Annotated in this window: 22 protein-coding genes and 1 other annotated feature; of the genes, 5 read left to right on the top strand and 17 right to left on the bottom strand. The window is 46.6% G+C overall.

From position 1 onward, the window contains the following. Positions 1-152: 152 nt before the first annotated feature. Complete coding sequence (locus QNO02_RS06620; RefSeq protein ID WP_289391502.1) at positions 153-1,580, top strand: VanZ family protein; 1,428 nt, start codon at positions 153-155, stop codon at positions 1,578-1,580. A gap of 166 nt (positions 1,581-1,746) precedes the next feature. Further along, the gene (locus QNO02_RS06615) at positions 1,747-2,433 is read left to right on the top strand and encodes a hypothetical protein (RefSeq protein WP_289391501.1); all 687 of its coding nucleotides are present in this window, start codon (positions 1,747-1,749) and stop codon (positions 2,431-2,433) included. Between the two features lie 116 nt (positions 2,434-2,549). Here QNO02_RS06615 and QNO02_RS06610 read toward each other — a convergent pair whose 3' ends face one another. The 10 genes from QNO02_RS06610 to QNO02_RS06565 form a co-directional block, all read right to left on the bottom strand. After that, positions 2,550-2,897 (bottom strand): hypothetical protein, encoded by a 348-nt coding sequence (locus tag QNO02_RS06610; RefSeq protein WP_289391500.1) that lies wholly within the window; start codon positions 2,895-2,897, stop codon positions 2,550-2,552. Positions 2,898-3,024: 127 nt separating this feature from the next. Next, positions 3,025-3,261, bottom strand: coding sequence for a hypothetical protein (locus tag QNO02_RS06605; RefSeq protein ID WP_289391499.1), 237 nt, complete (start codon positions 3,259-3,261; stop codon positions 3,025-3,027). Between the two features lie 47 nt (positions 3,262-3,308). After that, complete coding sequence (locus QNO02_RS06600; protein ID WP_289391498.1) at positions 3,309-3,740, bottom strand: hypothetical protein; 432 nt, start codon at positions 3,738-3,740, stop codon at positions 3,309-3,311. A 226-nt stretch (positions 3,741-3,966) separates the two neighbouring features. Beyond that, entirely contained in the window at positions 3,967-5,601 is a 1,635-nt protein-coding gene (groL, locus tag QNO02_RS06595) for a chaperonin GroEL (protein ID WP_036611259.1), read from the bottom strand. Positions 5,602-5,674: 73 nt separating this feature from the next. Next, a complete protein-coding gene (gene groES, locus QNO02_RS06590) occupies positions 5,675-5,956 on the bottom strand; it encodes a co-chaperone GroES (protein WP_017690077.1) in 282 nt (93 codons plus the stop codon). Positions 5,957-6,356: 400 nt separating this feature from the next. Continuing rightward, the gene (gene tatC / locus QNO02_RS06585) at positions 6,357-7,139 is read right to left on the bottom strand and encodes a twin-arginine translocase subunit TatC (RefSeq protein WP_192133095.1); all 783 of its coding nucleotides are present in this window, start codon (positions 7,137-7,139) and stop codon (positions 6,357-6,359) included. 78 nt (positions 7,140-7,217) lie between these two features. Next, complete coding sequence (gene tatA, locus QNO02_RS06580; protein ID WP_036668966.1) at positions 7,218-7,466, bottom strand: twin-arginine translocase TatA/TatE family subunit; 249 nt, start codon at positions 7,464-7,466, stop codon at positions 7,218-7,220. Positions 7,467-7,674: 208 nt separating this feature from the next. Beyond that, the gene (locus tag QNO02_RS06575) at positions 7,675-8,160 is read right to left on the bottom strand and encodes a MogA/MoaB family molybdenum cofactor biosynthesis protein (RefSeq protein WP_017690080.1); all 486 of its coding nucleotides are present in this window, start codon (positions 8,158-8,160) and stop codon (positions 7,675-7,677) included. Between the two features lie 37 nt (positions 8,161-8,197). Then, entirely contained in the window at positions 8,198-8,701 is a 504-nt protein-coding gene (gene moaC, locus QNO02_RS06570; protein WP_353959106.1) for a cyclic pyranopterin monophosphate synthase MoaC, read from the bottom strand. Positions 8,702-8,716: 15 nt separating this feature from the next. Next, positions 8,717-9,355 carry a 5-formyltetrahydrofolate cyclo-ligase gene (locus QNO02_RS06565; RefSeq protein WP_289391497.1) on the bottom strand — a complete coding sequence of 213 codons (639 nt, stop codon included), beginning with the start codon at positions 9,353-9,355 and terminating at the stop codon, positions 8,717-8,719. A 279-nt stretch (positions 9,356-9,634) separates the two neighbouring features. Here QNO02_RS06565 and QNO02_RS06560 point away from each other — a divergent pair, with 279 nt between their 5' ends. Next, the gene (locus tag QNO02_RS06560; RefSeq protein WP_289391496.1) at positions 9,635-11,593 is read left to right on the top strand and encodes an ABC-F family ATP-binding cassette domain-containing protein; all 1,959 of its coding nucleotides are present in this window, start codon (positions 9,635-9,637) and stop codon (positions 11,591-11,593) included. A 651-nt stretch (positions 11,594-12,244) separates the two neighbouring features. Here QNO02_RS06560 and QNO02_RS06555 read toward each other — a convergent pair. The 7 genes from QNO02_RS06555 to QNO02_RS06525 all read right to left on the bottom strand — a co-directional run bounded on the left by QNO02_RS06555 (position 12,245) and on the right by QNO02_RS06525 (position 18,886). Then, the gene (locus QNO02_RS06555) at positions 12,245-13,804 is read right to left on the bottom strand and encodes a 2-isopropylmalate synthase (protein WP_091033768.1); all 1,560 of its coding nucleotides are present in this window, start codon (positions 13,802-13,804) and stop codon (positions 12,245-12,247) included. A gap of 331 nt (positions 13,805-14,135) precedes the next feature. Beyond that, positions 14,136-14,479: a binding site (T-box leader), on the bottom strand. A gap of 517 nt (positions 14,480-14,996) precedes the next feature. Next, positions 14,997-16,052 carry a tRNA (adenosine(37)-N6)-threonylcarbamoyltransferase complex transferase subunit TsaD gene (gene tsaD / locus QNO02_RS06550; protein WP_091033774.1) on the bottom strand — a complete coding sequence of 352 codons (1,056 nt, stop codon included), beginning with the start codon at positions 16,050-16,052 and terminating at the stop codon, positions 14,997-14,999. Continuing rightward, positions 16,049-16,570, bottom strand: coding sequence for a ribosomal protein S18-alanine N-acetyltransferase (rimI, locus tag QNO02_RS06545; protein ID WP_036668955.1), 522 nt, complete (start codon positions 16,568-16,570; stop codon positions 16,049-16,051). The genes tsaD and rimI overlap by 4 nt, the downstream gene beginning before the upstream one ends. Before the next feature lie 237 nt (positions 16,571-16,807). Further along, a complete protein-coding gene (gene tsaB, locus QNO02_RS06540; RefSeq protein ID WP_502921876.1) occupies positions 16,808-17,656 on the bottom strand; it encodes a tRNA (adenosine(37)-N6)-threonylcarbamoyltransferase complex dimerization subunit type 1 TsaB in 849 nt (282 codons plus the stop codon). A 2-nt stretch (positions 17,657-17,658) separates the two neighbouring features. Beyond that, positions 17,659-18,141, bottom strand: coding sequence for a tRNA (adenosine(37)-N6)-threonylcarbamoyltransferase complex ATPase subunit type 1 TsaE (tsaE, locus tag QNO02_RS06535; protein WP_017690089.1), 483 nt, complete (start codon positions 18,139-18,141; stop codon positions 17,659-17,661). Between the two features lie 267 nt (positions 18,142-18,408). Further along, complete coding sequence (locus QNO02_RS06530) at positions 18,409-18,585, bottom strand: H-type small acid-soluble spore protein (RefSeq protein WP_026081228.1); 177 nt, start codon at positions 18,583-18,585, stop codon at positions 18,409-18,411. A gap of 4 nt (positions 18,586-18,589) precedes the next feature. Then, positions 18,590-18,886 (bottom strand): hypothetical protein, encoded by a 297-nt coding sequence (locus tag QNO02_RS06525; protein WP_237176576.1) that lies wholly within the window; start codon positions 18,884-18,886, stop codon positions 18,590-18,592. Between the two features lie 264 nt (positions 18,887-19,150). Between QNO02_RS06525 and ku the strand changes: the two genes are divergently transcribed. Next, entirely contained in the window at positions 19,151-20,065 is a 915-nt protein-coding gene (gene ku / locus QNO02_RS06520) for a non-homologous end joining protein Ku (RefSeq protein WP_133386733.1), read from the top strand. Positions 20,066-20,382: 317 nt separating this feature from the next. Continuing rightward, positions 20,383-21,252, top strand: coding sequence for a VOC family protein (locus tag QNO02_RS06515; RefSeq protein ID WP_289391493.1), 870 nt, complete (start codon positions 20,383-20,385; stop codon positions 21,250-21,252). Positions 21,253-21,272 lie beyond the last annotated feature (20 nt).

Below are 21,272 nucleotides of genomic sequence, written 5' to 3'. Positions count from 1 at the left end.
TGCCGGCAGTGCTTTTTTTATTCATACAATCTAATCTTACATTTTTGAAAGATTCGTGAAAGATAGATACATAGGAGTTACAACCACCATTGATTATACTTTAAACAAACAAGATGCTGACAATGAACATAAAATAAATGGAGGAGTTACAAATGGATTTAATACAAGTTATAGGCAGAGTATTGCCTATCTTAGCTATTGCATTGGCCGCAGGAGTTGTTGTAATCGGTATTACTTATTCAGTATATATTGCATATAGGAAAAGAGGGGGTAAAAGAAGCATAACTAACAGGCAATTTATAGCGTCATTTTTGATCTTGGGTTGGTTTGTCATTGTTATGACTTTAACCACATTTAGCAGAGGAGCTAATTATGAGGGTTGGATCAATTTAGAGCTATTCAGTGGCTATATAAATGCATGGAATCAATGGTCGTTGAGCGAATTCCAGCTCATCATTTTTAACATGTTGATGTTCGCACCATTCGGTTTTATACTTCCGCATATCGGAATGAAAACGCGTCACTTTAAGCCCGTGCTACTCATATCGCTGTTGGTAACATTGGGTATCGAAATTTTACAAATGATCACCGGTAGGGGAATATTTGAACTTGATGATATTCTACATAATACACTAGGTAGTATGGCAGGATATTTGTTGATGAGAGCGATCCTCGACAGTGTTGAGCAAAGAAAGATCACCTTAAGATCACTATGGAAGGCACTCTGCATACCACTAGTTTTTACGATGCTTTTTTCCAGTGCTTTTATCATTTATCACAACAAAGAACTTGGTAATCTCTCCATACGTCCAGCTATTTCTCAAAATATGAATCAAGTCGAAGTAACGCTTAACACAAGGTTACCGGATGAGGCCGAGAAAGTATCTCTTTATCGCAGTAGTGAAATTCACAACCTGGAATATGCCAAACGAGTTGCCTCTCTAATGAAGGATTATTTTGAATTACATCAGAAAGGTAGCATATCTATTGATGGATACAACCGAATTTGGAGTTTTCTTGACAATACGGGAACAGAATATACCTTTAATTATGACGTCAGTCGAGGCACATGGTGGCTGGCATCTAATATTGAAGCAAGCACTCCAGTAGAGCCGGAAGATTTAATCAAACAAGGACAAGAGTATGGCAGTTGGTTGATTGAGAATGACTTATTGCCTAAGAAAGCGATATTCAGCACGCAAAATGGAGACACGGTCCGATGGGATATCGAAAAAACAGTTACAGATATCGCGAAGGGTGACCGCGATTATGATACCGGACTAGTTATGATTGTCCCATCAGCAGAACCTATGATTCCTCAGAATTTATTATACTCTATGAATAAAAATATTTATGTGCGAGTGGTTGATATTATCAGTCCGGCTGAGGCATACGAAGAAATTCCCAAGGGAAACTTTTCGATCTATAACAACTTAAAGAAAGGAGACAAACTAAGTGTGAACAAGTATGAACTGACTTACACCTATGATTCAAAAGGTTATTATCAGCCAGTTTATCGATTTGAAGGAGAGATCAATGGAGAGAATTGGGATGCTTTGATCCCAGCAGTAATGAATTGATTTCAACTTCTACGTGCCTTGATGAAGCATACCATCCTGAAATGCTTGATAAACATTGGCTTTTTTTGGGTGAGTGGTACGTAGTAGAGTTTGAAGTTTTTCATGAGAACATTATAATAAATGAGGTGCTCAAACGATGAAATTATTTTGATTACGAGGTGAGAATTTGCAATATCTGTTTACCGCTCTCTTCATTCTTGGTTTCATTGCTTTCTTGGGATTTCTTGTTCTGATGATCTTATCTATTCGCAAAGGTAATAGGTTGCCGATCAAATACATTATTCTAACAACGGCCTGTTTTGCGATTGCTTCAATTGGGTTGTATGGCATCCTGACTTTATCTTCGAACTCTAATCAGTCTGAAATAGATCAGCCCCCTTCATCCCAAATCGAACTTTCTGGCCTCCATATGACTACCGATGAATTCCAAAATAAATTTAATGGCGCCGTGGGTAAATATCGACTGAATGGTTTGAGTATTACCCGCTTGAATATGAATAACTCTTCTGAGCAGGGCACTAGCGCTTTCGAGTATATATTCAATGATGCATTGCGCTTGGTTGGTGTAGTGAATGCAGATGAGAGCGTACAGGAAGTCAGGTTATATGGAACTGGTGATACGCGTAAACCAACGGGTGGAATTTTTTTGACTGCTATCGCCGCACTCATTCTCACAACCCATAGTGAGTACACGTATAACGATGCACAAGATGTCATTCAGGATATCGGTCTATTGGATCGTGATGTGAATCAGTCTGATTTTGATGGTGCGACAGTTCGAAATGGATTAGAATATCGCTTCAGTATCCAGGATCATGATCTCTCGACTTTTGAAATAACTGTTGCGAAGTAAGACTTCGTTGTGAAAAAGGCCGCTCCCTGAAGGAACGGCCTAACGTGTGGAATATACTATATAATGATTCAGTAGTTGCCACCAAACCAATGATGAACACCTCCCGAATGCGAGAGTTACTCAAACGTTACAATCTCGCTCTGATTGTTCCAACTCATTTTAAAGGTAATCGGGTCTTTCGTTTTCTCCGCCTCAGTAACCGTTCCCGACATACTGAACGGTACCCCTTGTTCCTCAAGCGCTTTCCCCTGTTGTTTTATATTATTGCCGGTAAGGTCAAACACAAAATCCTTTATACGCTTTTCATCACCTATATAAGTAATCCTATAGATCCCTGTTGATCTCTGAAGAGACACATCCCAGTTATCGCTCTTTCCGTGTAGTCTATCATCCGCACTACAAGCTGAGACAATAGATAAAAGTAATATAGTACAAAGAATCAATGGCAATTTAAATAATTTCATAAAATCCCTCCAATATAATAAAATAACCAAAAATTGAAAAATCAATCTCCATAAACGGCTGATAAACCAATTGGCTATATTATCAAATCAGAGCTAAGCTACGTTACGTGTGATAATCATGTGTAACCTATCTTGTGTATTGATCAATATCATCGTTCGCAGATTGGTGCTCTCTTCTATGATGATCTTCATGCTGACGGACGTCGTTCTTTAACTTTGCTAAGAATCCCCATCCCATAAAGGCAAGTAAAAGCACGGTAATCAGTGCATAAGCAAAGCTATATAGATTCATAAAGAAGTTGATAAAAATTGCAGCAAGCATCAACCCCAGAATCCACAATGTCCACTTTGTACCCTTTCTCAAAACATTTCCTCCTCCTTTAGAGTAAATTCCCAAATCATTTATAAGCATCAGTTCCCCAGAGAAACATCTAATGCGCCAGACATCCCTTGCGCAGAAGAGGTACTCACATAATACCAACCCGTGGACAATGCTTTGTCAATAAAATATGTATGCTCTTCTCCATCTGCTGAGACAATGCCAGACTTTATTGCGGTTCCACTTGTAGATCCTTCATTGATCGTGAACGTGAAGTGTTTCGAACCCGTGTTTTTAAAACTCACTTTAACATAACTAAATCCTGCCGGAATATCAAACCGATGTGTATTTGTAGTACCTGCGAAATCTTCATTATTGATTACTGTTAATGTCGTTGCTGGAGTACTTCTAGGTTCATTTGCTTTTACTAATCTCTCTTCAGAATTGGAAGTGAAATTATAAATTAAGATGATAATAACAGCAGACACCAAACCTGCCACTATTATTTTTCTACCAGGTTTCATGATGTATGACCTCCATATCTCATTACTAAAGGAAAAAGAGGAAATCCCCCACATTGTGACTTTGATTATAAAATACTCAATAAAATAAAAACCACTCCTTAATAATTACTAAGGAGTGGTTTTTATTTATGATTTGTAACAGTGGCCGCTTCACAAATTCTTGTCACATCGTAACGAGAATCCACTCTGCCAGGCACATGATGCTTTAAAGGTTTTTACACCTTTATTACATCATGCCGCCCATTCCACCCATACCGCCCATGTCAGGCATTCCGCCACCAGCACCTGCTGGTTCTGGTTTGTCAGCGATAACTGCTTCAGTAGTCAAGAACATTGCCGCTACGGAAGCAGCGTTTTGCAATGCATAACGAGTTACTTTTGCAGGGTCAACGATACCTGCTTCGATCATGTTAACCCACTCGCCAGTTGCAGCGTTGAAGCCGATTCCTGTTTGTTCTTTTTTCAGACGTTCCACGATTACGGAACCTTCTTCGCCAGCGTTAGCTGCGATTGTGCGGATTGGTGCTTCCAGAGCACGCAGGACGATGTTTACGCCTGTTTGCTCGTCACCGGACAGAGCTACAGCCGCAACCGCGCTATATACGTTCATGAGCGCTGTACCACCACCGGATACGATACCTTCTTCAACCGCTGCGCGAGTTGCGTTCAGGGCATCTTCGATGCGAAGTTTGCGTTCTTTCAATTCTGTTTCAGTAGCCGCACCAACTTTGATTACTGCTACACCGCCGGACAATTTAGCCAGACGCTCTTGCAGTTTCTCTTTGTCGAACTCGGAAGTTGTTTCTTCCAATTGTGTACGGATTTGGCTAACACGTGCATCGATATCGGATTTGTTACCAGCACCGTCAACGATGATTGTGTTTTCTTTTGTTACGCGGATTTGACGAGCTGTACCCAGTTGTTCCACAACAGCGGATTTCAGGTCCAGACCCAGTTCTTCCGTGATCAATTGGCCACCAGTGAGGGCAGCGATGTCTTGCAGCATTGCTTTACGACGGTCACCGAATCCTGGAGCTTTAACAGCTACAGCATTGAATGTACCACGCAATTTGTTCACAACCAGCATAGCCAGTGCTTCGCCTTCGATATCTTCAGCGATCAATACCAGCGGTTTGCCTTGTTGAACGATTTTCTCAAGCAATGGCAAGATATCTTGCGTGCTGGAGATTTTTTTGTCTGTGATCAAGATGTACGGATTGTCCAAAACAGCTTCCATTTTGTCCGTATCAGTGATCATGTAAGGAGAGATGTATCCACGGTCGAATTGCATACCTTCAACCACTTCAAGCTCTGTAGCGAATCCTTTGGATTCTTCTACTGTGATTACGCCATCTTTACCTACTTTTTCCATAGCTTCAGCGATCAATTCGCCTACTTCTTCGTCAGCTGCAGAGATTGCTGCAACTTGTGCGATGGATTGTTTGGAATCGATTGGTTTGGAGATGGATTGCAATTCAGCAACCGCAGCTTTAACCGCTTTGTCGATCCCTTTACGGATACCGATTGGGCTAGCGCCTGCAGTTACGTTTTTCAGACCTTCTGTGATCAGCGCTTGCGCCAATACAGTTGCTGTTGTAGTACCGTCACCGGCAACATCGTTGGTTTTCGTTGCTACTTCTTTAACCAGTTGTGCACCCATGTTCTCGAATGCATCTTCCAGTTCGATTTCTTTAGCAATGGTTACACCATCGTTAGTGATGAGCGGGCTTCCGAATTTTTTCTCCAGAACCACGTTACGGCCTTTAGGACCGAGTGTTACTTTTACTGCATTAGCCAATGCATCCACACCACGAAGCATGGAGCGACGAGCGTCTTCACTGAATTTAATGTCTTTAGCCATGTTAAGAAAACCTCCCTAGTTTTTGTTGGAAAATGGTCGTGCTATATGGTTCGGTTATCCGATTAAATTTGAATTAGTCGAGAATCGCGTGAATATCGCTTTCTTTCATAATCAAATATTCTTTACCTTCGAATTTGATTTCTGTACCGGCATATTTGGAGAAAATAACGCGATCTCCTTCTTTCACTTCCAGAGCTACACGTACGCCGTCTTTCAATACTCCAGCACCAACTGCAATGATTCTACCCTCTTGCGGTTTTTCTTTGGCGGAGTCCGGGAGTACGATCCCGAAAGAAGTTGTTTGCTCTTGCTCCAGTGGTTCTACCAATACGCGTTCACCTAAAGGTCTGATCATGAAAAATAGCCTCCTTTTGAAATTATATAACGTTACATTGTAGGTTGTAGCCATATGTATTAGCACTCGACAGTGTTCAGTGCTAACAACCAACTTTATGATACTCAACTTGAAGCATGATTTCAAGTCCTTTTGACGAATTCCTGCGAGAATTTACGTTGAATTTACACGAACATAACCAAATTACACCCGCTGCGCCTGGTTATATGTTGCAATTCACTAATCTTATTCTACGAAATTGTTTAGCCCTTCTGCAACGTTAGCGGACAGTCCCTTTCCCATTGTATCCATTGTTGAACATAATATGCCTGCTTGTCCTGTCGTGTTGGTCGGCAGTCTACAGAAATAGCCCGGATAAGAACACACCGTCTTCTCCGGGCACATTACAGCTTATCCTCATTCAGCCCACATGTTTCTTATCCTCGGCACGAACGTAGCGGGATTCGATCTCTTCATCGGCTGCAAGCTGCTTGCGATATACGATTGCGGATAATAACACACTGATCTCATATAACAGGAGCAAAGGAATCATCACCAGCAGATCAGATATAAAGTCTGGAGGTGTAATAACCACTGCAATGAAGATCAGAACAAAATAAGCAACTCTGCGCATCTTGCGAAGACGAATTGGATTCAGAATCCGCAGTCCTGTCAGAAACATAATAAGTAAAGGAAGTTCAAATAACAGAGACACAGGCAGCACAATGCCAAACAGGAAGCTGAAATACTGCTTCATCCCGTAGGTCTCCACAAGTCCCATCTTCTCCGTTATCGCTGTTGTGAAGGCGAGTGCCATCGGAAAAATAACATAATACGAGAAAGCCATACCTGTCAGAAATAAAAGAAACACATAGGGCACATACTTCAGCGTTGCTTTTCGTTCGCGCGGCTTTAGCCCTGGACTAACAAACTTCCAGATCTGATACACCGTAAACGGCAGCGTAATAATAAGTGAAAACAAACCGGCAATCTTCATGTAGATGCCAATCCCGTCCCAGAACGAGAAGGCATGTAACACAAAACCTTTTGCCGACTCTGCCTTGGTCAGATATTGGTATACCGGGTCCGCCACAAAAAATCCTGCAATCAGTCCCAGCACAAAAATACTTAATACGTAGATCAGCCGCTTCCGCAGCTCACTCAGATGTTCCGTAATCGACATTTCTTCCATTTGCTGCGTCATGCCTGCCCCCCATTATTGCCAGCTTAAAATACAAAACCCTTCCGGCAGGAAGGGATTTCTCTTTCATTGCCGTCAAGATTATTCCGGCAGGCGTTTATCAGCAGGCTTGTCTGCAGGTGTGCTCTCAGCCGCCAGCGGTTTCGCTTTCTCCTGCTCTTTGCGATTGGACGAGTCATCCTCAGAGATAATCTCGCGAGCGCCCTCTTTGAATTCACGGAAGGTACGCCCAACTGCACGTCCCAGTTCCGGAAGTTTGTTGGGTCCAAACAACAACAATGCAATCACGGCCAGCAAAATAAACCCCGTTGGTCCAATGGAACTAAACATTGATATTCCTCCTCGTCTCAAGCTTCGAAGATGCGCATATTCGGCCAGATGTTCATAGATGTCTCTGCTGCGTTCTTAATTTAAGCCCATCATACCATAGATGTAACCACTTACATAACCCGCAAAATTCACAAATAAGAGATGTCACTAGAACAATCTAACAACAGTCATGGCGAATCGGATATCCTTGCCCAGAGTCCATGCTCGATTATTGCTTGAACTGACCCGTAACCATCAGCAGCGCTTCCGGAAGCTGATCCATAATGGCAGCCAGATGTTCGTGCACACCCTTTGGCGTACCTGGCAGATTAACAATCAGCGTGCGTCCACGAATGCCACATACCCCACGGAACAGCATTGCAGAACGGTTTTTGCTCATTACACTGTACCGCATGGCCTCTGCCATCCCGGGAACTTCCCGCTCAATTACACGCCGGGTCGCTTCCGGAGTAATATCACGAATGGCCAGCTCCGTGCCACCGGTAGTCAGCACCAGATCGGCGTGAAAATAATCCGTCATCTCAATCAAAGCCGCAATAATCTCATCGGGTTCATCCGGAACGATACGGTACTCCACGATTTGACCACCCAGCTCTTCTTCCACCAGCTCCCGAATGACTTGTGCACTCGTATCCTCACGTTCCCCGCGGGCTCCTTTGTCACTGGCTGTCAGGATTGCTGTTCTCCACACCATAAAGATCACCCTTCTCCTCTATGAAAATAAATATTGCCTATCGGCTGTAATCACCGTTTTTGCCACCACTCTTGGAATTCAGCATGGTTGGACCGATAATCATATCTTTTTGCATGGCCTTGCACATGTCATAGACCGTCAGTGCTGCAACTGAGGCAGCCGTGAGCGCCTCCATCTCAACACCCGTTTTGCCTTCGGTTTTGACAGTAACTTCAATGTGTAATTCATCCACTCCGTTATCATGAAAACGAATATCCACACCCGTCAGTGCCAGCGGATGGCACATCGGAATCCAGTCCGACGTTTTCTTCGCGCCTTGAATCCCGGCAATCTGAGCCACAGCCAGAACATCACCTTTACCGATTCGGCCCTCCCGAATCGCTTCCAGTGTATCTGGATTCATCGTCACCTTGGTTACGGCCACAGCCGTACGTACGGTAATTTCCTTACCCGAAATATCAACCATCCGGGCCCGCCCCTGTTCATTAAAATGGGTCAGTTTGCCACCCGAAGACTGGCCGTTGTTCACTTCTGAACTCAATCACATCACAACCCTTTATTCGATATGTAATATACCTTCGGTTGTTATCAACAGATCAATCCGCAGATCGAGCAGGTCCATCGGGATCTCCTCTTGTAACTGACCCGGCAATACCATCGCAGCCATCAACGGTTTCTTGCCCGTCATCGCACATGTTGCTGCAAGCGTCTCGGCAAAACGATCATAATAACCGCCACCATAACCAATACGCCCTCCATGGAGATCATAACCAAGCCCCGGTACCAATACGAGATCGATATCCGGCCAATCATCAGGTGTCAGGACTTCACAGGAATCCTTAGGTTCGGGTATCCCCCATATGCCTGGCTCCAGATCCTGTTCTCCGGTCACTCGCCGTAGCTCCATTCGGGTTGGATTCGCCAATACTTTTGGTGCAAGCATCACATCTCCATGTTTCCAGCCCTCTTGAAACAGAAAAGCTGTGGACGCTTCGCTTCCATAGGACAAATAACTGAATATGACGAGTGGTCTGTTCACGACCTTACTCTTGGCCTGTCTAAGGCGTTCCAGCTCCCGCTTCACTCCAGCGTTAATCTTAGTCATTGCCTGCTGACGCATGCTTGCATCCATCAGATCACGGCTCTGTCTCAGTCTGGATCGAAGCTGACTTTTCAGTTCCGCATGATCCTGCATATCCTTGAATAACCTCCTGTTGATAGGGAAGGTAGAAAAAAGCTCTCATTAAAAACAATTTATATGTTATGACCAGTTGTCATCTTGTTGAAATGGTTAAAATGATTCATTTTCTGCAAAATCCTCATGTAATAACATGCCTTCTTTCAGTTTATCATTGATTGATCAAAAAGACTACATGCCCCATGCGTTCCCAATCGGTGCAATTGCTCTGTATTTCATGTAAACTGGGATATAGTTGTCATATCAAGAACTGGACCTATGGAGGAACTTAATTTTATGCTGCTGCAAGTATCCGGAATTATCAAACGTTTTGGTGTCGATCCAATCCTGGACGGCGTGAACTTACAAATATTAGAACGCGAGCGCATCGGCCTCGTTGGTGTAAACGGTGCAGGAAAATCCACTTTGCTCAAAATTGTGGCGGGTGAAATGTCCTATGACGGGGGACAGATTTTCAAATCCAAAGAAACAACGCTCGGTTACCTGGCTCAGAACAGCGGGCTGCAGTCCGACCGTACCATCTGGGAAGAAATGATGAACGTCTTCGCTCACCTGACACAGGCTGAAGCAGATTTGCGTCAGATGGAACGCGATATTGCCGACCCTGCCCAGATGGAAGATGAGAAAAAGTACGCGGACCTGCTGGAACGTTATGCGAAACGCTCCGATTGGTTCAAGGACCATGGCGGTTATGAGATGGAAACCCGCATTCGCAGCGTACTGCACGGGATGGGATTCGGCGAATTTTCGCCAGACACCCCTATTGCTACTCTAAGCGGCGGGCAGAAGACACGCCTTGCGCTAGCTCGTATTTTGCTTCAGGCACCCGATCTGCTCATGCTCGACGAGCCTACCAACTATCTCGATATCGCCACCCTTACTTGGTTGGAAGATTATCTGAGAGGTTATTCAGGCGCACTGCTCGTGGTATCCCATGACCGGTACTTCCTTGATCGACTCGTAACAACCATCGTGGAGATCGAACGTCACCGCTCCAAAAAATACACGGGCAATTACAGCCGTTATATGGAACTCAAAGCTGCCGAATATGAAACTCAGATGAAGCAATATGAGAAACAACAGGGTGAAATCTCCAAGATGGAAGATTTTGTCCAGAAAAATATCGTGCGTGCCTCGACGACCAAGCGGGCTCAAAGCCGCCGCAAGGCCCTCGACAAAATGGAGCGCCTCGATAAACCGATGGGTGATCTGAAAAAAGCTCATTTTTCCTTCGAAACCGCCTTTATGTCCGGCAAAGAAGTGCTTCGAGTGGATCAGCTGTCTGTCGCTTATGATGAGGCTTCTCCATTGTTCCGCAATGTATCCTTCGATCTGCGGCGCGGGGAAACGGTTGCTCTGATTGGTCCAAACGGTATTGGTAAATCCACCATGCTGAAGTGCCTCACCGGAAGTTTGCGTCCGGTAACCGGGGATATCCAATGGGGAACAAAAGTGCAGATTGGCTATTATGATCAGGAGCAGACTGGGCTCAATCCGTCCAATACGGTTCTGGAAGAACTGTGGAGTGCCTATCCCGGGATGGAAGAAGCACGCATTCGGACCGTACTGGGGAACTTTTTGTTCAGCGGTGACGATGTGCTCAAGAAGATCTCCTCCCTCAGCGGCGGTGAGAAAGCACGTGTCTCTCTCTCCAAGCTGATGCTGAAGGAAGCGAATATGCTCATTCTGGATGAGCCTACGAACCATCTCGACCTGTTTGCCAAAGAAGTGCTGGAAGCGGCGTTAATGGATTATGAAGGCACTCTGCTGTTCATCTCCCATGACCGGTACTTCCTCAACAAAATGGCTGAGCGCATTGTCGAGCTTCATCCAGGCGGCACGGAACACTATCTCGGTAATTATGATGATTATGTGGAGAAGAAACAGGAGCTTGAGGACATCGCACGTGAAGCAGCTGAGGCACGTCAGGCTTCAGCCAAGAACTCGTCCAAATCCGATCTGAACACAGCCACAACCGAAAAATCCGGAGCGGCTTCATTCGAAGCGGAAAAACAGGCGAAACGTGAAGAACGTAACCGGCAACGCAAGCAGGAAGCTCTGGAACAACAGATTGCGGAGTTGGAAACGAAGATTACAGATCTTGAGGCACAGATGGCTCTGCCTGAAATCTATCAGGATTATATGAAGCTGCAAGAACTCCAGCAACAAACGGAGGAACACAAAGCAGAACTCATCAAGGCATACGAGGACTGGGAAGAACTAGCTATGGAATAGTACCAATAGTACAGACTCATAACATGGTTTGATCGCGTCCATACAAGTATAGTTGTACCATCGGCTGATTCCTTATTGGGATCAGCTTTTTGTTTGTTAAGGATGAGTATTGAAGGTATGCACCTTATGTTTTTTATGTTCCATGAGATTGAACTCTAACAAACGGAGGTTGGGAGAGCTGTTTTGGCTTTTGTCAAATTTACTCGAATGAAGAGAAATATTTTTATCCCCCTTCCCCTCACACTTATCCACAAGAAAGCAAGATAGCAAGCACATTAATAAGCTTAATTATACAGCGGTAGAATAGCCTTTTACACACAAAAACCATATTTATCCACTAAGTTATCCACTTTATCCACAACTTTGTGAATAGTAAGGAGTCATTCTATCCCCTAAACCCTTTTCGTTTCGAAAACTATACTGGTTTGACTTTGCGGTAGTTACCCACAAATTACACTGGATATGTGGATAACTATAGTCACACCTTGACAAATGCATTCTCCCGCTACTCAATGTTCCTCCATAATAAGACAAAAGCAGACCTTTGTCGTTCAAGGCCTGCCCGTCATTTATTTACTATATGCCATGCATATTTACATCAAATCGCACTTGCTACTATTGCCGCTGTAGATGCGATCTGGCAAAGATGTTTTACGCATGCGCTTCTTGTTCATGATGTTCGGAAGACTCGGCCTTCAGCCCAGCAGCATTACAAGCCGCTACATACGCAAGACCGGCAGCCATGACGATATCATTATGTGTTGCCGTTCCCCGGAACTCACGCCCTGCACGCTCCACGGTAACTACAGCTTCTGCACTTGCACCTTCTCCCCCACTCAAGGCATGCATCTCCATATCAACAAATGCAATATCATCGGAAATGCTCTGACCAATTGCACGAATGGTCGCATCCACGGGTCCACCGCCAACAGCGGAGTAAGATTGTTCTCCAGCGCTTGTGCGAATACGTACGGCGGCCATTCGATCCGTCATGCTGCCCGCCGTCACCTGCAATTCAACCAGTTCATAGTCCTGTGCAGGAATATTCATGGTCTGGCTAACCATCTGTAATAACTGGTCATCACTGACCACTTTTTGCTGGTCTGCGGTTTCTTTGAACACCTCATACAATTGCTCCATCTGTTGCTCATCCGGTTCAAAACCGTATTTGCGAACCCGATCCTTCAGGGCGTGACGACCGGAGTGTTTGCCCAAAATAATCATGCTGCGCGGAATACCCAGAGCTTCCGGGTCCATAATCTCATAGGTATTCCGATTCTTCAGCAGACCATCCTGATGGATGCCTGATTCATGCTGGAACGCATTACGTCCCACCACCGGTTTATTGTATGCAATCGGGAAGTGCATCGCCCGGCTAATCTGACGTGAAGTTTCATATAGCTGATTCAGCTTAATGTTCGTCGTTGCACCAATCGCGTCTCCCCGAGTCTCCAGCGCCATAATCAGCTCTTCCAGTGCACAGTTCCCCGTCCGTTCTCCGATACCATTAATGGTCACTTCAATCTGGGTAGCTCCATTGGCAATCGCAGCCAAACTATTGGCTACGGCCAAGCCCAGATCATTATGACAATGAGCACTATAGCGAACCTGATCGCCGCCTCTTGCACCCTCACGCACCCGGCGGAACATCTCACCATACTCATGTGGCAGGGCATATCCGACCGTATCCGGCAGATTGATAATGCTGGCCCCTGCTTCAATGGCGACTTCTACCATTTCAATCAGATCGTCCATTTTGGTACGGGCAGCGTCCATAGCTGTGAACTCTACGATGTCCGTGAACTGACGTGCATAAGATACCATCTCACGAGCGGTAGCCACCACTTCACTGCGCGGACGGCGCAGTTGATGCTCAATATGAATATCCGAAGAAGAGATAAACAGGTGAATTCGGCGCCGTGCTGCATCCGCTGTTGCTTGAACAGCTGCATCGATATCACCTTTGACCGCACGCGCGAATCCGCAGATTTCCACGTTCTGCAACTGTCTCGAAATCGCCTGAACCGCCGCGAACTCACCTGGACTGGAGATCGGGAATCCAGGCTCAATGACGTCGATACCCAGAGAAGCCAGTTGGTGTGCCAGTTCAATCTTTTGCTCGGGTTGCAGACTTGCTCCTGGTGCCTGTTCTCCATCGCGCAGTGTTGTATCAAAAATCTCAATCATGCGTTTGTTATTAGTTGTTGTCATATCCATTAACCTCCATCAAATTTTTATAAATATTTTCGTTACGATCCATGAGCCACAGAACACCCGCTAATCGCCGTCACTGTTGTTATATATTTTGTTTGTAAACGCGTATGTTGTTTGTAGCTTAGTCCTTGGTAATCATTAAAGCCTGTTGAATTTTTAGTGCCTATACTTGATGTTCGATGTTCATTACTCGTTGCATATACTGCTTACCCTCATAACAGAGTGTACGTCGACTTACACCCTGACCTTCTGACTTTTCAATCTCCATATGGTTCTTCCCATGCCCACCCTGCTGCCGGCAGCAAACACAAATAACCCGCCATCTCATATAAGAGACGGCGGGTTATTATCCCCTCCGCGGTACCACTCTCGCTTGATGGGCCAGGCTTGCGCCAGACTCCATCCACCTCGTCGTCTCCGAGATCCAATGGATTGTGCATGTGCACACGACACCACTGGAATTCGGAGAAACACCCTATAACGGGGGTTAACCGTTGCTATGTAACACATGTTGTTGTCCATCCATCAGGACAACTGGGCGATTGATATCGTCCCCACGCTTCCACAGCTCCGTTCCCGGGCGAGATTCGAATGATTCCAGCCACTGCGTCGCACCACCCCGCAGCTCTCTGAGCGCTTTATCGTTCTACTGCTCCCGTTCATCACATTTATAATATGACCTAACTTCATTTATCCTTATTTTGAAAATCAAAAAAAGCCTGCCACCTCATGCAATAATGCAAGAGACGACAGGCTGTTCACCTTCGCGGTACCACTCTTGTTGACTTACTTCCTGTTCATTCAAGACAACCCCTGAATGCTTTCGCATATCCGGATCCCTTGAAGCAGCCTGAAAGCCCCCTCAGTTATCGTCAGTTGATCCTTGTAATAACGGTCCTACCGACAACGGCCCATTCACGGAGGCAACCCGTAACCATGTACTTTGGGCCATGATCGGCCTTCGGATTCTCCCGGGGAGTCACCGTGTTCCATCGTTCCGCTTCCAGGTGAGTTTCAGGTTTCCTTCGACTGCGTTGCACCATACCGCAGCTCTCTAAGACCGGGAATGACCTTACTATTCCTGTTCATCGCGTTTATCAGTTCAGGAATCTGAATTCCTGTTTAAATTTGTAACTAAATATACATTCTTTACATCCCTGCTGTCAACTCTTAATCTCAAACTGCCTGACTATACGGATTGAACGGACCATTCCTCCAGGGAAAGTCCTGGATCTGCCTTCGCATCAAATTCAGCAATTTCTCCCCGCTGCCATTTCAGATATGCAGCCGCTCCAATCATGGCCGCGTTATCCGTACAATATTCCATTGGCGGGATTAACAGTTCAAGCCCTTCCTTCGTGCATCGCTCCTGTAATGCCGAGCGCAACCCCCGGTTAGCTGCAACACCACCACATAATAACAGTTGACGTGAACCATACTCACGAACTGCTCTAACGGCTTTCTCCACCAACACTTCAACAACAGCTTCCTGGAAACCACGTGCAACAGCAGACGGCTCCAAGGTTTCTCCGCGCATTTTGGCCTGGTTGAGCGCATTCAGTACAGCAGACTTCAGACCACTGAGACTGAAATCGTACGAACCTGCTTCCAGCCATACCCGTGGTAATGGCACTACGTCCTCCGCTTCAGATGCCATCCGGTCCACATGCGGGCCACCCGGATAAGGACAACCCAATGCACGTGCTACTTTGTCATACGCTTCGCCTACAGCATCATCACGTGTACGACCAATCAGTTTGAACTTACCCTCGGATTCCATATGCACAAGTTCTGTATGTCCACCAGATACGACTAGTGCCATCGCTGGATATTGCAGTTCATGAGTAAGTCGGTTGGCATAGATATGCCCCGCAATATGATGTGTGCCAATGAGCGGTTTGCCCAGTGCCATGGCCAGCGTTTTGGCCGCAACAATACCCACCAGCAGTGCACCGACCAGCCCCGGACCTTGCGTCACGGCAATTGCACTTAGATCACGTGGACGAATGCCGGACTGTTCGATCGCCTGTTCCAGCATCAACGTAATGACTTCAACGTGTTTGCGTGAAGCCACTTCAGGTACGACTCCACCAAATGCCTTATGCGTCTCGATCTGACTTGAGATCAGATTGGACAGCACTTCCCGTCCATCTTTGACTACTGCTACCGATGTTTCATCACAGCTTGTCTCCACCGCCAAAATGTAGGATGGTGCAGAATTTATTTTTTCATTGAGTTCGTTCATGAATCCAGTACGCTTCCTTCCTCTTCGCCGCTCCGGCCTGCAGACGGCAAGTTCGCCCACATAATCATCGCATCTTCCCCATTATCGGAGTAATACCCTTTACGAAGACCCGCCGATTCAAACCCTTTTTTCTGATATAAACGCTGTGCAATGCTGTTCGAGACTCTGACCTCCAGCGTCATTCGTTCCATCCCGAGATAAGCCGCTGTGCTCATTAATTCATCCAGTAACTTTTCGCCAAGCTTGCGTCCACGATACGCGCCTCTGACTGCAATATTGGTAATATGGGCTTCATCCATGATTGTCCACATACCTGCATAGCCAATGGCTTTTCCTTCTAATTCCATCACCATATATTTAGCAAAATGATTGTGTGTCAATTCATTTTGAAATGCTTCTTCCGTCCAGGGCAGGGTAAAGGCCTCATGTTCAATCTCCATCACATCGGGAATATCCGCGAGTGTCATGAACCTGAACTGAAGCGTTGCTTCCTGCTTATTATTCGCCACGTTGTCCATCTGCTTTCCCCCCTTTAGTGCGTGTTCAAAAAGACCGGTTTTCAGTACCGAGAAGATGGGATGAAGCTAGAAATGGAGTAGCGGAGCGTAGGGAAAACTACGTGAGCAACCAAAATGTTTCCTCAGGAAACATACTTCGTAAGCATCCCGCTTATTTCGGCTGAATTCCATAATCGATGCTGATGATGCCACCAGGCATCCTTCGTAATCAAAAGCGGACTTTTTGAACAACCTCTTTCAGCCTTTGCGCAGAAGATTGGCTTCCGCTTCAGACAGCTGGGTGTAGTTTGGCACCAGCGCATGCACGTCATCACGCTGACCTGCAAGCAGCGCGGCGGCGCCAAGGCGCCCAACCCAGCGGCCTTCCAGCTCATAAGGTACGAGCTGGAGCGCCGTTCCTGCGGGGCAGCGAAGCTCCGCCGCTGCCGCAGCATGAGGGCCCGTCTCGCCGACGATCCAGACGGCTGCGGGCCGCTCTTCCGGCGCCGCCTCCGCCATGCGGGCGGCGAGGGCTTCCAGCCATCCGTCCATCTTGCGGATGGCATCAGGCGCCAGACGCCGGGGCGCATCGCTCCCGGCGGAGGCAAACAGCGCGGTGCACGCTTGACCGCGCCGTGCATCCACAAGCGGAACGATCCAGTGGACAGGGGCAGCACTTGTGCTGCCCTGGTCCGCGGATGGCGTTCCGCCAGCCCCTGCTGCGGCATCCTCTGCCGCAGCTTCCGCCTTGGCGGCGAGGCCGCTGTGCCAGCCGCCCCAGGCGATGGCCTGAAGGCTGGACACCCCGGCTACGGGGATGTCCCACGCCCAGGCCAGTGTCTTCGCCGCGGTCACCGCAATGCGGATGCCCGTGTACGAGCCTGGGCCAACGCCAACGGCAATGCCGTCCAGTTGGCCAGGCTGTGTTTTGCTGGCGGCCAGCAGCTGCTCCATCACCGGTACAACGTGTACCGAATGGTTGCGCTCAGCCCGTTCATTGCGTTCTTCCAGAAGCGCATGACCTTCCATCATCGCAGCTGCCATCACTGCGGTGGATGTATCCAACGCCAAAAACCGCTGACGCGGCTCTTTTTGTAAATCTTCCATCATCATTTGACCCCATTCTGTCTGAACTGTCGGCACATGGCTGCATAAGTCTCGCCGTACCCATCCAGTGTAATCGTTCGATCCTCCAGGCCCGTTGTTTCAATCTGCACATGCAAATGCTCTTGCGGCAGCAATTCGGGAATGATACTCGACCACTCCACCAGACTGACTCCGGCTCCATAGAAATATTCATCAAGTCCAAGCTCATCCGCTTCTTCCAGCGATATGCGATATACATCCATGTGATATAAAGGCAGACGCCCTTCGTACTCCTTGATTAGCGTGAATGTGGGACTGCTTACCACATCACGTACACCCAAATGCCAGGCAAATTTCTGTGAAAATGCCGTTTTTCCCGCGCCCAGATCACCATCCAAAGCAATCACCATGCCGGCGTTTGCCTGTCTGGCGAGTGCGGAAGCGAGTGCTTCTGTATCTGCAATGCCATGGGATTGATACACCCACTGCTCGTGCGTCTGATTCAATATTCGCCCCACCTTTGGCGGTCCAGCCGCCTGAGTTCACTTTGAACCTTATTATATCGGTCCCTTTCTTCCCCCGCAACATCCAAGGAGGCAAGCGGAAATTATAACATGCATTATTGGACGTGTCTCAAAACTCGCTTCCTTCGAAGTTTCAGACACCTACTGGGAAAAACCAAAAACCGGCACCTCTCGGTACCGGCCGTGTTATGCATATATTTCAGCTTTTATTCATTCTCGAATCCCTCAATAACTATATGCTACTTGTATCTACTCCTCCAAGCGATCCACACGTACCGTCTGGGTATTTCCCGGTCTGCTGCCAACCTGAACGGTCGCCATGCCATTGGCTTCATCCACGTTTTCGATCCAGACTGGATCTCCCTCCAAGGTAACGGCAATGGTATCCTTGGAATCATAGATCGCTTTGGCGCGCTTTGCATCCATCATCTTATTCATACTCCCCTTCCGGATCATCATGTGATTCTCTAACCATGCTGTCTGTTGTACTTTCACCAATATAACCGTTATCTTCCGTAACCTGTCCACCGCCTAACCCTTCATTCACCATCCGGTCAATGTCGAGCATGAACGATTCCCGATCAAGGGGCAATTCTTCAGAAGTGACCGCTTCCCAATTCACATCTGTGGCTGGTGTATAGAATTCTTCAGCGCTTTCGGCTTCCGCAAGAGGATATGGAGAAAATGCATGCTTGTGTGCTTCTTCCTCATCACGTCTGTTCTTCAATATTGCACCTCCCGGCATATGTGCTGCGAGAATAACTACCTATCCCATGCCCATCTTCCTGTCGGAATTCAAGCATGTTTCTGTTATCATCCCCGAGTCTCGCCGAACCATACGAATTCGTTCGTCCATTAGACGATTATCCCTTGCGCCAGATGCCCATACTATTAAATATAAATCCGTGTTCAAAAAGTCCAGTTTTCAGTACCGAGAAGATGGAATTTTTGAACAACCTCTAAAAGGTACCTCAATGAAAGGAGCCGATCTATGCATACCGTCTGGAAAGGTGCAATCAGTTTTGGCCTTGTGCATGTCCCTGTAAAAATGTTCTCGGCTACCGAAGACAAAGACATCTCCATGCGCTATATCCATAAAGTCTGCGGTAGCCCGCTCGCTTATGTTCGTCAATGTCCCTCCTGTGAAGTGGACGTCAAGTGGGAAGAGATTACCAAAGGCTATGAATATGAAAAAGGAAAGTTTGTACTCTTCGAGAAAGATGAATTGGAAGCGTTAAATGATTCCACCGGCAAAACCATTACCATACTGGATTTTGTCGACTTGACTGAGATTGACCCGATTTATTTTCAGAAAACATATTACCTATCGCCCGATCAGGCTGGTGGAAATGCCTACCAGCTCTTGATGAACGCGATGCGGGATACCGGAAAAATTGGCATCGCCAAAATCTCCATTCGCTCGAAGAGCAGTCTGGCTGCCATACGTGTGCTGGAAGATTGCCTCTCCATGGAGACAATTTTCTACCCGGACGAGATTCGCCCTGTCTCCCAGGTGCCCAACTTGCCGGAAGTACAGAACGTGAATGAGAAGGAACTCACGATGGCAAAGCTGCTGATTGACCAATTGTCCACGCCTTTTGAACCCGGTAAATACACCGATGACTACCGCAGCAAACTGCTGGATCTCATTCAGCACAAAGTGGCAGGCGAAGAAATCAAGATTGCTCCAGCCAAACCTGAAGCCAATGTAATGGATTTGATGGCTGCCTTACAGGCTAGTATCGAGGCCGTGAAGCCTATTCCGGCTGACCCTGGGACAACAACGGCCAAGCCTAAGAAACGTGCACCGCGAAGAACGCCTGCTCAAGCGGTTGCCGGAGGAGAATCCGATACACCTGCGACACCAGCCAAAAGAAAAAAGGCGACACCCAAACCAAAAGTTTGAATGTCGCTAAGGCAAGACCGATTCCGTTATATAACTCATGTAATGAGGTTTACTCCGATCCGGCTTCACAGTCGGATTTTTTTGTTTTACAGAACTATGGAAACAGTTCTTGTCAGTAAAACTCCAGCTATAATCGTAAAATACGATTGACGAAAGCTGATTTATATTTTATATTAACTTATGAAAAGTAACTTATTTATAAATATACAGTCACGCTGTAATTCTGCTTTAACAGTATGCAATTAAATAATCCGTTTTCAACGCATATACACAATCAAACGAGAACCCATATTATCTATGATCAGGAGGAAACAATCATGAATACAACGTATCAAATCCCTGCCACAACCCATCTGGGTGAAGTGAGTCTCCGAATTATGAACCTAGAGCGTTCTATTAAGTTCTATACCGATGTGGTTGGATTGAAATTACTGGAGCGTAGTGGCAAAGTGGCTACGTTGACAGCAGACGGAAAACAGTCCCTGCTGCGATTGGAAGAGCTCACGGATGGAATTACCCTGCCGGAACGCTCACACGCTGGCTTGTATCATTTCGCCATCCTGCTGCCTGACCGTAAGTCCCTGGGTCTTGCTCTTCGTAATCTGGCTGCATCCGGTATCGATATCGGCCAAGGCGATCACTTGGTCAGCGAAGCCTTCTATATCTCCGATCCCGATCAGAACGGGATTGAGATCTATGCTGACCGTGCACGTGATACCTGGAAACGGGATAGCGACAATAACTACGTAATGGCAAGTGATCCTGTTGATGTGGAAAGCTTGTTTGCCATATCGGAGAATGAACCTTGGCAGGGTCTGCCTGCTGGCACCGTTATTGGTCATGTACATTTCCACGTCCGCAGCTTGGAAGAAGCCCGCAACTTCTACACCGGCATACTCGGTTTTGATATCGTGGGTAACTTTGCGAACATGTCAGCACTATTTGTATCCGCAGGCGGCTATCATCATCATCTGGGACTTAATATCTGGGCCGGAGTGAATGCACCTGTCAATCCAGATAACGCTACAGGAATTGACTACTTCACCATTGTGTACGCCACAAAGGAACAATTGGATCAGGCACTAGAACAATTGCGTCAATCAGGCGCAGTCGTTACACAAGTGGAAGGTACCTGGTTTACGGTAGACCCACAACATATTCGTATACGTCTGACAACTGCGAACTGAATTTTGTTTAGGCGTTACAA

Source organism: Paenibacillus sp. PK1-4R, from assembly GCF_030369595.1.
GTDB lineage: Bacteria > Bacillota > Bacilli > Paenibacillales > Paenibacillaceae > Paenibacillus.
The sequence above is the reverse complement of the archived record's forward strand: the minus strand, read 5'-3'. Positions and strand labels throughout refer to the sequence as shown.

Coding starts and splice junctions, on each gene's coding strand:
- QNO02_RS06560 (WP_289391496.1), top strand. CDS start 9,635: ATGCTGCTGCAAGTATCCGGAATTATCAAACGTTTTGGTGTCGATCCA.
- ku (WP_133386733.1), top strand. CDS start 19,151: ATGCATACCGTCTGGAAAGGTGCAATCAGTTTTGGCCTTGTGCATGTC.
- rimI (WP_036668955.1), bottom strand. CDS start 16,570: ATGGACAACGTGGCGAATAATAAGCAGGAAGCAACGCTTCAGTTCAGG.
- QNO02_RS06555 (WP_091033768.1), bottom strand. CDS start 13,804: ATGACAACAACTAATAACAAACGCATGATTGAGATTTTTGATACAACA.
- QNO02_RS06600 (WP_289391498.1), bottom strand. CDS start 3,740: ATGAAACCTGGTAGAAAAATAATAGTGGCAGGTTTGGTGTCTGCTGTT.
- tsaD (WP_091033774.1), bottom strand. CDS start 16,052: ATGAACGAACTCAATGAAAAAATAAATTCTGCACCATCCTACATTTTG.
- groL (WP_036611259.1), bottom strand. CDS start 5,601: ATGGCTAAAGACATTAAATTCAGTGAAGACGCTCGTCGCTCCATGCTT.
- QNO02_RS06620 (WP_289391502.1), top strand. CDS start 153: ATGGATTTAATACAAGTTATAGGCAGAGTATTGCCTATCTTAGCTATT.
- QNO02_RS06530 (WP_026081228.1), bottom strand. CDS start 18,585: ATGGATGCAAAGCGCGCCAAAGCGATCTATGATTCCAAGGATACCATT.
- QNO02_RS06575 (WP_017690080.1), bottom strand. CDS start 8,160: ATGGTGTGGAGAACAGCAATCCTGACAGCCAGTGACAAAGGAGCCCGC.
- QNO02_RS06565 (WP_289391497.1), bottom strand. CDS start 9,355: ATGCAGGATCATGCGGAACTGAAAAGTCAGCTTCGATCCAGACTGAGA.
- QNO02_RS06610 (WP_289391500.1), bottom strand. CDS start 2,897: ATGAAATTATTTAAATTGCCATTGATTCTTTGTACTATATTACTTTTA.
- tatC (WP_192133095.1), bottom strand. CDS start 7,139: ATGACGCAGCAAATGGAAGAAATGTCGATTACGGAACATCTGAGTGAG.
- groES (WP_017690077.1), bottom strand. CDS start 5,956: ATGATCAGACCTTTAGGTGAACGCGTATTGGTAGAACCACTGGAGCAA.
- QNO02_RS06515 (WP_289391493.1), top strand. CDS start 20,383: ATGAATACAACGTATCAAATCCCTGCCACAACCCATCTGGGTGAAGTG.
- tatA (WP_036668966.1), bottom strand. CDS start 7,466: ATGTTTAGTTCCATTGGACCAACGGGGTTTATTTTGCTGGCCGTGATT.
- tsaB (WP_502921876.1), bottom strand. CDS start 17,656: ATGGAAGATTTACAAAAAGAGCCGCGTCAGCGGTTTTTGGCGTTGGAT.